Raw genomic sequence first — 12,441 nt, 5'->3', positions numbered from 1 at the left:
TCAACTCAATAAAATTGATATCAAAGATAAACCCGAATTAGCCCAAAAATTACTTTTAGAATTAACAAAACTCTTAGAAAAAACAAACGACCCTTGGTTTCAATAAAAAAGATACAGTGATATAATCCCATATTAAATCAGAAACCATACTAGTAATCTTAAATATATTACATCTTATGAAAAAAACAACTTATAAAAACATTCCTTATTTAATCTTAATATTATTCGTTTTTAATAGTTGCCAAAAAGGTCTTAAAAAAACAATTGAGGTTTCCCCTATTAAACAAACAACAATATGTAACCCTTTAGATATAAGCTATAGATTTGCAATTGATGGGCCTTCAAGAAGAGAAGCCGCAGACCCTACAGTCGTTTTATACAAAGACGAATATTATTTATTTGCATCAAAATCTGGAGGTTATTGGAATTCAACAGATTTAATTGAATGGCATTTTATTACATCCAAGCAATTACCTTTTGAGGACTACGCCCCTACAGCTGTTGTTATTAAAGATACTTTATATTTTGTGGCTTCAAATAATAACGCTCCAATTACAATATATAAAACTACTAATCCAAAATCTGGAAAATGGGACATAGCCAATGCTAATTTTCCTTTTGCTATGACAGACCCAGCATTGTTTTACGATGAAGACAGACTATATCTATATTACGGATGTTCCAATAAAAACCCTATATATGGTGTCGAATTAGATATAAACACCATGAATCCCTTAACAACCCCCATTGCTTTAATGAATAGCAAAAAAGAAGATTATGGTTGGGAACGCTGGGGAGATTATAACGATCAAGATTTAAGCCCATGGATTGAAGGTGCTTGGGTTAACAAACATAATGGTAACTATTATTTACAATACGCAGGCCCAGGTACACGCTTTAAAAGTTATAATGATGGTGTTTACGTTAGTGATAAACCTCTAGGTCCATTCACACTAGCAGAACATAACCCTATGGCTCTAAAACCAGAAGGTTTTGCTACAGGAGCTGGTCATGGTAATACATTTCAAGATAAATATGGAAATTATTGGCATACAGGAACTATAGTCCTTACTCAAAAACATAAATTCGAACGTAGAATAGGCATCTATCCTGCATTTTTTGACAAAGACCATATACTCTATACCTACACAGGCTTTGGAGATTTCCCATTTACAATACCTCAAAAAAAAATATCTACTCCAGAAGAATTATTTCCAAATTGGATGCTACTTTCATATAAAAAACCCGTTACTGTTTCTTCAGAAATAGAAGATTACTCAAAAAACTTAGCATCAGATGAAGAAATAAGAACCTATTGGAGTGCCAAAACAGGAAATAAAGGCGAATGGTTTCAAATGGATTTAGAAAACGAATCCATTATTAATGCCATTCAAATTAATTTTGCTGAAAATGATACACAACTTCATAATAGAAATTCAAATATCTATCACCAATACCTTTTAGAATACTCATTAAATGGTAAAAATTGGAACATCATAATTGATAAAACATCCAATAAAGAAGATTCCCCACATAATTTTACACAACTAAAAATACCAATTAAAGCGCGTTATCTAAAATTAACAAATCACTATGTTCCCGATGGCACTTTTGCTCTAGCAGACTTAAGAGTTTTTGGAAATGGTCAAGGTAAAAAACCTAATACACCTGTAAATTTACAAATATCTCGATTAGAAGACGACAGATGTATTGTTAATTTAAAATGGAATAAAAATAGTAATGCCGTTGGCTATAACATCCGCTATGGCATTCATCCAGAAAAATTATATCATAACTATCAAGTGCTTGAAAAAAACACATTAACCATAAGAACTTTAAACAAGTTTCAAAAATATTATTTCACTATAGATACATTTAATGAAAACAGTATTTTAAAAGGTTCTCAAATCTGGGAAACAGAATAAACACCATATTTCAAATTTGTAAGCTACCTATGCCCTATTTACCTTTTATTTTAAGAAAGATAAAAGTTGTACTAAACAGTAAACAATATATACCAATAAAGACACAAAATATACTAATAAAGACATACTTTTTATTAATGTAAATCATCTTGCAAAAGATATTTATGTATTAAAAAAATGAGATTGCTAAAAATAGCACTCTCATTTTCAATAAAACTTCTCGTTAAATAAAATTTCAACAATTGTTTTCCGAGGAAGTTCTTTATTTATTAATAAAGAATTTAATCATTTATACTCAAAATTAATATTAGAAGAGCGTTTTTAATATAAATTGTATTCGCATAAAATAGCAAAAGCTATCTTCTAAAATTTTAAGTAAGTAAAAATCTAACAAACGAAGTAAATCTCTTTTTAACATATGTTCTTAACACCATATAAATAAAGACATATAAGATTAAAAAGACTAATTCTTACCCTTTTTTAGAATTACTTACGCCCTTTAAAAAGGCTGTTGTTTACTTATTTTTACTTTAATTTCAGTACAAAATAAGTCACTAACAATACCTAAAAAAGCTCTTAAAAAAAGTGTTTTTAGGTATAAAAAATTTGAACGATAAATGTTAAAAAAACAATCCATTGCATTAACTGTTTTCATTTTAGCCTTAGGGTGGTATCTAAACGCACAAACACCATCACAAAAAAACCATGTAGAAGAAAACGGATTTCTTAAAGTTGAAGCAGAAGATTTTTATAAGCAAACCAAAACAGATATTCGCAAATGGTATATCATTTCAAAAAGTTTTAAAAGCACTCTAAAAAACAATAACCCAGAATTACACACAGAAACCGCTAGCGGCAAAAAATATATAGAAATTTTACCCGACACCAGAGTTAATCATAAAGACAAACTTATAAGCGGTACAAACTTCTCAAACCAATCTGGTAAAATAGCGATAGTTCATTATAAAGTAAAAATTAATACACCAGGACGCTACTATATATGGGCTAAAGCCTATAGCACAGGATCGGAGGACAATGGTGTTCATGTTGGATTAAACGGAACATGGCCAAATTCTGGACAAAAAATGCAATGGTGTGAAGGTAAAAATGCATGGACATGGACCAGCAAACAACGTACATTAGAAGTACATTGTGGTGTGCCAGGTTTAATTTATTTAGACATTAATAAAGCAGGAGAACATGACATCCAATTTAGTATGCGCGAAGACGGTTTCGAAATGGATGAGTGGTTAATGACTACAGATAAACATTTTAACCCAGAAACACTAAACCCACCAAAAAATAAACTCTCATTAATAGATAAAATAAAAAAGAAGCACCCAAATGCCATTGCTATAAAAGCAGAAAATTTCAAGAGTATAAATAATACATTTTTCATAGATAGAACCTGGTTAGCCATCAATCCCGATAAAAACCAAGAGGCAGAAGCCTTTACAAAATTTACAGGAAATTCTGGAATTTATGATATTGTAGTACATGGCGTAGGCGAAAACCATGGAAGAACCAGATTTACATTAAAAGTAAACAACAATATTAAAGGGACATTTAGACCAGAACTAAGTACAGAACCTCTCGAAGAAGGACCAGACTATAGTAAAGCATTTACAAACATTACACTAAAAAGCAATGACGTAATCACCATAAAAGGAAAACTTGGAAGTAGAGACCGCATAAAATATACCCACGGACTTTGGAGCGGAATAAGTATTGTGCCACAAGGCGAAGGGCAAAAACTTTTAGAAAGCTTAAAATCAGGAAATGAAAACACACCCGTAATTATAAAAGGAGAACTAAAAAAATGGCATAAAGTCAGTCTAACTTTTAACGGACCACTAACATCAGAGACCAATCCCTATAACCCTTTTATGAACTACCGTTTTAACGTTAAGTTTTCGCATCCAGCATCAGGAAAAACATATATAATCCCTGGATATTTTGCTGCCAATGGTTATGCAGGACAAAGCTCTGCAACCTCAGGAAATAAATGGCGTGTCCATATTGCACCAGACGAGATTGGAACATGGACCTATGCCGTAGACTTTAGAAAAGGAAATTGGGTGGCCGTTAGCAATAAAGAAAAATCTGGTGTTAGTGCAGGTTATATGGATGGAGCTACAGGAACATTTACTATTGAAAACACAGATAAAAAAGGACGCGATTTTAGAAGTAAAGGACGCTTACAATATGTTGGAAAACGATATTTAAAATTTGCAGAAACCGGAGAGTACTTTTTAAAACAAGGTCCAGATTCACCAGAAAACTTTTTATCCTACACAGACTTCGATGGTACCTTTCACAACGATGGGCATAAAGACAATTTAATAAAAACATGGGAAGCCCATGAAAAAGATTGGAAAAAAGGAGACCTCACTTGGAAAAATGGCAAAGGAAAAGCCATCGTAGGCGCCTTAAACTACTTAGCATCAAAAGGATTAAACTCTGTATCATTCCTAACTAATAATATAGTTGGAGACGATCAAAATGTGTTTCCATATATCGACTACAACACCTATAATCGCATAGATGTATCAAAAATGGATCAATGGGAAGCCCTCTTTAAACATGCACAAAAACTAGGACTCTTTCTTCATTTTAAAACGCTAGAAGTTGAAAATCAAGGCCTATTAGATAATGGTGGTGTAGGCGCAAACACCAAACTATACTACAGAGAACTTATAGCTAGATTTGGTCATCATCTGGCACTAAACTGGAATTTAGGTGAAGAAAATGGAGAATGGATAAAAAACCACGCTACCCCACCACAAACTAGCGAACAACGATTGGCTATGACGCATTATTTTAAAAATCATGATCCATATCATCACCATCTGGTTATACATAATGGCGTACAATATGATGACCTTTTGGGAAAAAATAGTGGATTAACAGGACCATCCATACAAACCCACAAAACAGATTTTAATCAAGTTCATGGAGAAGTTCTACATTGGCTAAAAGCTTCAAAAAAAGCAAACTTACAATGGGCAGTAGCAGTAGACGAACCAGGAGATGCACAACATGCCTTATTACCAGATAACGAAAACCCAAATCATGACATGGCAAGAAGAAATGCACTTTGGGGTACCTTTATGGCAGGAGGCTGGGGTAACGAATGGTATTTTGGATACAAACACCCAAATTCAGACATTACCTGTCAAGACTATCGATCCAGAGATCTCTTTTGGAATCAAGCAGTACATGCCATCAAATTCTTTAAAAATAACAATATTCCGTTTTGGGATATGGAAAACAGAAATGATTTGGTTGGAAATCCAGAAAATAAAAACACAGTATACTGCTTGGCCAAACAGAACGATAATTATGTAGTCTATCTAAATGGTATATCAACTTCAATATTAGACTTATCAAACGCTTCCGGAGATTTTGAAATCCTTTGGTACAACCCTAAAAAAGGAGGCGAACTTCAAAAATCGAAAATTCAAAAAATAAAAGGAGGACGTATAGTAAATCTAGGAAACTCACCAGACAAAACACAACAAGATTGGGCCATATTAATTAGAAAATTCAAAAAATAGTAAATGAAACTACACGCCCTTTTTATACCCTTTCTCCTATTAGTTAGCTGCGGAAAAACAACCGAGGTTAAAATCATTAAACTAGCCCATGGTCTGGACATAAATCACCCAGTACATAAAGTCATGGTATTCATGAATAATAAACTTCAGAAAACATCTAAAGACGCTTTAAAAATAGAAATCTATCCAAACCAACAATTAGGCTCAGAACGTCAATACTTAGAATTGTTACAAATTGGAAACTTAGGAATGACTAAAGTCTCTGCCGCAGTTATGGTAAATTTTTCACCAGACATGAAAGTATTTGGGCTTCCCTTTCTCTTTCGAAATAAAGCACATACCTTTAAAACCCTAGATGGTACTATAGGAAAAGAACTCCTGGATGGCGGAAAAAAATACTGGCTAAAAGGTCTCGGTTATTACGATGCAGGAAGCCGAAGTTTTTACACAAAAAAAGAAGCCGTATTAAACCCTAAAAACCTAGAAGGACTAAAAATTAGAGTCATGGAAAGCGTCACAGCCATGAACATGATTCGTAATATGGGAGGTTCCCCTACACCTATTTCAGCAGGAGAATTGTACACCGCATTACAACAAGGCGTTGTAGATAGCGCCGAAAACAATCCACCTACATTCTATCTATCAAAACATTACGAAGTCTGTAAATATTACTCACTAGACCAACACACAACCATACCAAATGTACTCATTATGAGCACCCATTTATGGGATAAACTATCAAAAAAAGAGCAAGAATGGTTCCAATATACTATAAATGAATCAATTAAATATCAAAGAAAACTATGGGCAACCTCAGAGCAAGAAGCAATAAAGGCCGTAAAAAAAGCAGGAGTTATCGTTACCAAACCAGATAAAACAATATTTAAAAATACTGTATAATCTATATATAATGAATACAAAAATGATAAACCAGTATACAGCCTCATTAAAAGAATTCAAAAAATTAAATAATACAAAAAATGGCAGTACAACAAATAGTTTTTCTTTTAAAATTATGGCGTGACCACAAGGGTCGGGCTTTACGTTACAATGCCTCGCATCTCCTACGTCGAGCTACGGGATTTCCACTGCAATCCCTCACGCAAAATAACATGCCTTTAAAACAAATACTATTTATTTTAAACATAAATAAATTACACTTTATACTTTTAAAACATTAAACACTAATGCAATTAAGAAAAAAAATAGATAGAATTTTAGGAAGGACACTAGCAATAATCATGAGCATTATGGTTATAAACGTTTTATGGCAAGTCTTTACACGCTTTATTGTAGGCAGCCCAAGTTCCTTTACAGACGAACTAGCAAGATACCTCATGATTTGGGTAGGTGTATTAGGAGCAGCATACATTTCTGGAAAAAATATGCATGTAGCCATAGATTTAATACCCAAAAAACTTAATCAAAAAAAGCAAGCCAAATTAAAAGCATTTGTTAATGCAATTATCATTCTATTCTGCTTTTTTGCTTTAGTAGTAGGAGGTTCAAGACTAGTATACATCACCTATACCTTACAGCAACACTCCCCTGCCCTACAAATACCATTAGCACTGGTCTATTTAGTTATCCCAATTAGTGGTCTTTTAATTATATTTTATAAAGTTTCAGACATTTTAAACAAAAAATAATACATGGAATATTTACCTATACTCGTTTTAGTATTTAGTTTTATTGGCTTACTGCTTATAGGCGTTCCTGTAGCATGGAGTATTGCCATATCGTCCTTACTAACCATGATGGTTAGCATATCAGCACTACCAGCATTAACAACCGTATCTCAAAGAATAGGCACAGGGTTAGATAGTTTTGCCTTACTTGCCATTCCGTTTTTTATTCTCTCAGGTCAGCTTATGAATAAAGGCGGAATTGCTCATCGCCTAATTGATTTTGCAAAAACACTCGTAGGCTCATTACCAGGAGGACTAGCGCTTATCAATGTAATTTCAGCTATGTTAATGGGAGCCATAGCAGGATCAGCTATGGCATCAGCTTCCGCCATGGGAAGTATTTTAGGACCAGAAATGGAAAAAGAAGGCTATTCTAAAGAATTTGGAGCAGCAGTAAATGTAACCTCTTCAACTATAGGCTTAGTCATCCCACCAAGTAATGTCTTAATAGTATACTCATTAGCTAGTGGAGGAGTCTCAATCGCAGCGCTATTTTTAGCAGGCTATATCCCAGGCATCCTAACAGGTTTATTTCTAATGATAGTAGCAGCATTATGGGCAAAAAAGAAAAATTATAAAAGAGGAAAAAGAAGTTCGCTAAAAGAAATTATAAGCACATTTATAAAAGCATTTCCTAGTTTAATGCTCTTGGTTGTCGTTATAGGAGGTATAGTAGCAGGTATATTTACAGCCACAGAAGCATCTGCTATTGCTGTATTATATACTTTAGTTTTAGGTTTTTGGTATAAAGAAATAAAAACCCAAGACCTACCACAAATACTACTTGACTCCTGTGGTACAACAGCCATAGTTATGCTTTTAATAGGCGCTTCTATGAGTATGTCTTGGGTCATGTCTTTTGAAAATATACCACAAGATATAAGTACTACATTGTTAGCACTTAGCGACAATCCAATAGTTATTTTACTAATAATCAATCTGCTATTATTATTCGTAGGGATTTTTATGGATATGACACCAGCAGTATTAATCTTTACCCCTATCTTTTTACCTATCATTACAAAATTAGGTATGGATCCCGTTCAATTTGGCATTATAATGATCCTAAATTTATGCATAGGCTTATGTACACCACCAGTAGGTTCCGTTTTATTTGTTGGTGTTGGAATAGCTAATACAACCATAGAAAAAGTCGTTAAACCACTATTACCTATGTTTTTAGCTATGATAGTATCATTATTACTAATTACATATTTACCAGAATTAACATTATGGTTACCAAGAGTTTTTGGATTACTTTAAAATAATGTGAGTTCAATTAAAAAACGAAACTATTCTTAATAAGTTAAATTTCAATTTTTTGTAATAAAGTATATTATAGAGATCTATTCTGTTCTTATAATCCGCTAAAAAGCTCCTATTAAAATCCATCCATCATAAATCTCTAATAAAATTTTATATATTTACATACCAGAACAGACCAGAACAAATTACATTGAAAAAAACATTCTCCCTTAATATCAACAAGAACAGTGATATTCCAAAGTATCAACAATTAGTTAACGCAATAAATAATGCTTTAGCTAATAACACCATGATTGCTGGTGATATGCTTCCATCTGTTAATAGCATTTGTAAAGACTATAAATTATCTAGAGACACCGTATTTAAGTCTTATTCTATTTTAAAAGAACAAGGTGTCATAGACTCTGTACCTAATAAAGGATATTATGTTGCCAATGTAACAAGAAAAGTACTTTTAGTACTAGATACCTTTAAAGCTTATAAAGAAGTTTTATACCATTCGTTCATTAATAATTTACCAGATAATATTATTACAGATGTACAATTCCATCATTATAATATAGAAAACTTTAAAACCATATTAAATAATAGTAAAGGCAAATATTATAAATATGTTGTAATGGGATTTGACGATGAAACTGTCCCTGAAATTTTAGCAGATTATAAAAATGAAAAACTACTGTTAATAGATTGGAATATACATTCCAATACCACAAATAACTATGTTTTTCAAGATTTTGGAGAAGCCTTTTATAATGGGTTAAAAGCTGCTATGAGTGCCTTTAAAAAATACAAAGAAATTCATTTTATATACCCAACATTTACAAATCATCCAATAGAAACAGTTACCTATTTTAAAAAATATTGTAAAAAATTTCAATTTGATTATAAGGTAATAACGAATCAAAAAAGTTTGAATATCCAAAAAGATATAGCTTATATAAGTGTTAGTGATCGCATTTTAGGACGATTTTTAGAACAATGCAGAAATAAAGATTTAGAACCTGGAGTAGATGTTGGATTTTTATCATACAACGAAACACCTATGAAAAAATTTATTTATAAAGGCATATCTGTTATTACAACAGACTTTAAAGCTTTAGGTGAGAAAGCAGCAGGTTTTATTAATGAAGAAGCGTCTATGCAACTATATATTCCAACAGAATTAATATTAAGAGAATCATTATAAATAAAACATATGTATAATATAGGATACGACATAGGGAGCTCATCTGTAAAGGTTTCTTTGGTGAGTTCGGAAACAGGAAAAAACATATATACACTCCATGAGCCTAAAAAAGAAATGGATATTTTATCCATAGAGTGTCATTGGGCAGAACAGTCTCCAGACATATGGTGGAAATATACATGTATAGCTACAAAAAAAATCATAAAAAAAGCCAATATCGATGCATCAAAAATATTAGGAATAGGTATTTCTTATCAAATGCACGGATTGGTTATAGTCGATAAAAAAGGGAAACTACTAAGAGATTCTATTATTTGGTGTGACAGTAGAGCTGTTGCTATTGGAAAAAAAGCGTTTAAAGATTTAGGAGAAGAAAAATGTACAGATCAATTACTAAACTCTCCAGGGAACTTTACTGCATCCAAACTAAAATGGGTTCGAGATAATGAACCCAAAATTTATGATAAAATTCATAAATATATGTTACCAGGAGATTATATCGCTTATAAACTCACAGGAAAAATAAATACTACCAAAAATGGCTTATCAGAAGGTATACTTTGGAATTATAAAAATGATACAGTAGCCAATTGGTTATTAGAATATTATGGTATTTGCAATACACTTACCCCAAATATTGTTGAAAACTTCACTAACCAAGGCGAAGTAAATAAAAAAGCATTTGAAGTCACAGGCTTACCAATAGGAACCCCTATAGTTTATAGAGCAGGCGATCAACCAAACAATGCCTTATCTCTAAACATATTTCAATCTGGAGAAGTTGCAGTTACAGGAGGAACCTCTGGTGTCATTTATGCCGTAACAGATACTTTAAAATCAAAAGAATCCTCTAGGATCAATCATTTCTCACATGTTAACTACACCCAAAAAAACAACTATATAGGTAAATTATTATGCGTTAATGGGGCAGGTATTATGTACCGCTGGTTGCGCGATAATATGTGTATAGACTCTTATGAAGCTATGAATGAGGAAGCTTCAAAAATTCCAATAGGATCAGAAGGCGTTATTATCATTCCGTTTGGCAATGGTGCAGAACGCATGCTTAATAGTAAAAATATAGGTACACATTTTAAAAATTTAAACTTAAACCAACACAATAAATCACATTTGTGTAGAGCCGCTCTAGAAGGTATTGCTTTTTCTTTTGTTTATGGTATGGAAATACTAAAAAATGACCATGCAAAAATTGATGTAATACGTGCTGGAAATGACAACTTATTTCGATCTGAACTATTTGCAACTACAGTAGCTACATTGATAGGTCATGACATTGAAATTTATAATACTACAGGAGCTGTTGGAGCTGCAAGAGCTGTAGGTCTAACAGATGGTGATTTTAAGAAATTTGGTAAAAACATCTCTAAAAATGACTATGTAATGACCTATACTCCCTCAAAACACACAAAAGGTTATAAAAAGGCTTATAAAAAATGGAAAAACGAATTAGAAATTATACTAAATAACAAATAAAACTATGGCTAGTCAAGAATATTTTAAAGGAATAGATAACATAAAATATGAAGGACATCTTTCTGATAATCCGTTAGCATTTAAATATTATAATCCAGAACAAGTCGTAGCTGGAAAGACCATGCGAGCACATTTTAAATTTGCAATTGCTTATTGGCATACCTTCTGCGGACAAGGAAGTGATCCATTTGGTTCTGGCACACAAAATTTTGCATGGGATCGAGCATCAGCTCCTCTTCAAGCAGCAAAAGATAAAGCGGATGCCGCATTTGAATTTATTTTAAAAATGGGTTTTGATTATTTCTGTTTTCATGATTTCGATTTAATACAAGAAGGTACCACTTTTTCGGAATTTGAAAAACGACTAGCCACTATCACAGAATATATCAAACAAAAGAAAGCAGAAACGGGTATTAAACTCCTATGGGGAACAGCCAACTGTTTTTCTAACCCACGTTATATGAACGGCGCTTCTACCAACCCAGATTTTAATGTATTAGCAAGAGCTGGCGGACAAATAAAACTAGCTTTAGATGCTACTATTACTTTAGATGGAGAAAATTATGTATTCTGGGGTGGTCGCGAAGGCTATATGTCTCTATTAAATACAGATATGGGAAGAGAATTAGACCATATGGGCCAATTTCTAACCATGGCAAGAGACTATGCCAGAGCTCAAGGTTTTAAAGGTAATTTCTTTATCGAACCCAAACCCATGGAACCTATGAAACATCAATATGATTTTGATACCGCTACAACCATAGGCTTTTTACGAAAATATGGTTTAGAAAAAGACTTTAAAATAAATATAGAAGTTAATCATGCTACTCTGGCTCAACACACCTTCCAACATGAAATGGAGACTGCTGCAAATGCGGATATGTTAGGCAGTTTAGATGCCAATAGAGGCGATTACCAAAATGGTTGGGATACCGATCAATTCCCTAATAACATTCAAGAAACTACCGAAGCCATGCTTGTTTTCCTTAAAGCAGGAGGTTTACAAGGCGGTGGGATTAATTTTGATGCAAAAATTAGAAGAAACTCTACAGATATGGAAGATGTATTCTTAGCACATATTGGCGGTGCAGATACCTTTGCTCGTGCTTTAATTACTGCTGATAAAATTATAACATCTTCTGCTTATGATAAGCTTAGAAAAGCCCGTTACAGCTCATTCGATTCTGGAAAAGGTCAAGATTTTGAAGCTGGAAAATTAGACTTAAAAGACTTATATAATATCGCCCAAGAAAACGGTGAGTTAAAATTACAAAGCGGTAAACAAGAATTATTTGAGAATATAATTAACCAATATATTTAAT

General features: G+C 32.7%; 8 protein-coding genes. All 8 read left to right on the top strand.

What is annotated here, in order from left to right:
- Positions 1 to 176: 176 nt before the first annotated feature.
- The 8 genes from A8C32_RS05740 (at position 177) to xylA (ending at position 12,440) form a co-directional block, all read left to right on the top strand.
- Positions 177 to 1,925 (top strand): family 43 glycosylhydrolase, encoded by a 1,749-nt coding sequence (locus tag A8C32_RS05740; RefSeq protein ID WP_069829484.1) that lies wholly within the window; start codon positions 177 to 179, stop codon positions 1,923 to 1,925.
- A gap of 617 nt (positions 1,926 to 2,542) precedes the next feature.
- Positions 2,543 to 5,482, top strand: a complete 2,940-nt coding sequence (locus A8C32_RS19810) for a DUF5060 domain-containing protein (protein WP_205635374.1) — start codon at positions 2,543 to 2,545, stop codon at positions 5,480 to 5,482.
- Between the two features lie 3 nt (positions 5,483 to 5,485).
- Positions 5,486 to 6,382 carry a TRAP transporter substrate-binding protein gene (locus tag A8C32_RS05730; protein WP_349267232.1) on the top strand — a complete coding sequence of 299 codons (897 nt, stop codon included), beginning with the start codon at positions 5,486 to 5,488 and terminating at the stop codon, positions 6,380 to 6,382.
- A 287-nt stretch (positions 6,383 to 6,669) separates the two neighbouring features.
- Positions 6,670 to 7,131, top strand: coding sequence for a TRAP transporter small permease (locus A8C32_RS05725; RefSeq protein WP_069829483.1), 462 nt, complete (start codon positions 6,670 to 6,672; stop codon positions 7,129 to 7,131).
- Between the two features lie 3 nt (positions 7,132 to 7,134).
- Positions 7,135 to 8,433, top strand: coding sequence for a TRAP transporter large permease (locus A8C32_RS05720; protein ID WP_069829482.1), 1,299 nt, complete (start codon positions 7,135 to 7,137; stop codon positions 8,431 to 8,433).
- Positions 8,434 to 8,626: 193 nt separating this feature from the next.
- On the top strand, positions 8,627 to 9,625 hold the full coding sequence (locus tag A8C32_RS05715; RefSeq protein ID WP_349267231.1) for a GntR family transcriptional regulator: 999 nt from the start codon (positions 8,627 to 8,629) through the stop codon (positions 9,623 to 9,625).
- A gap of 9 nt (positions 9,626 to 9,634) precedes the next feature.
- Positions 9,635 to 11,119 carry a xylulokinase gene (locus A8C32_RS05710; protein WP_069829480.1) on the top strand — a complete coding sequence of 495 codons (1,485 nt, stop codon included), beginning with the start codon at positions 9,635 to 9,637 and terminating at the stop codon, positions 11,117 to 11,119.
- Between the two features lie 4 nt (positions 11,120 to 11,123).
- Entirely contained in the window at positions 11,124 to 12,440 is a 1,317-nt protein-coding gene (gene xylA / locus A8C32_RS05705; RefSeq protein WP_069829479.1) for a xylose isomerase, read from the top strand.
- Position 12,441: the final 1 nt, after the last annotated feature.

The sequence above is a fragment of the Flavivirga aquatica genome (assembly GCF_001747085.1).
Classification (GTDB): Bacteria; Bacteroidota; Bacteroidia; order Flavobacteriales; family Flavobacteriaceae; genus Algibacter_C; species Algibacter_C aquatica.
The sequence above is the reverse complement of the archived record's forward strand: the minus strand, read 5'-3'. Positions and strand labels throughout refer to the sequence as shown.

Coding starts and splice junctions, on each gene's coding strand:
- A8C32_RS05740 (WP_069829484.1), top strand. CDS start 177: ATGAAAAAAACAACTTATAAAAACATTCCTTATTTAATCTTAATATTA.
- A8C32_RS19810 (WP_205635374.1), top strand. CDS start 2,543: ATGTTAAAAAAACAATCCATTGCATTAACTGTTTTCATTTTAGCCTTA.
- A8C32_RS05730 (WP_349267232.1), top strand. CDS start 5,486: ATGAAACTACACGCCCTTTTTATACCCTTTCTCCTATTAGTTAGCTGC.
- A8C32_RS05725 (WP_069829483.1), top strand. CDS start 6,670: ATGCAATTAAGAAAAAAAATAGATAGAATTTTAGGAAGGACACTAGCA.
- A8C32_RS05720 (WP_069829482.1), top strand. CDS start 7,135: ATGGAATATTTACCTATACTCGTTTTAGTATTTAGTTTTATTGGCTTA.
- A8C32_RS05710 (WP_069829480.1), top strand. CDS start 9,635: ATGTATAATATAGGATACGACATAGGGAGCTCATCTGTAAAGGTTTCT.
- xylA (WP_069829479.1), top strand. CDS start 11,124: ATGGCTAGTCAAGAATATTTTAAAGGAATAGATAACATAAAATATGAA.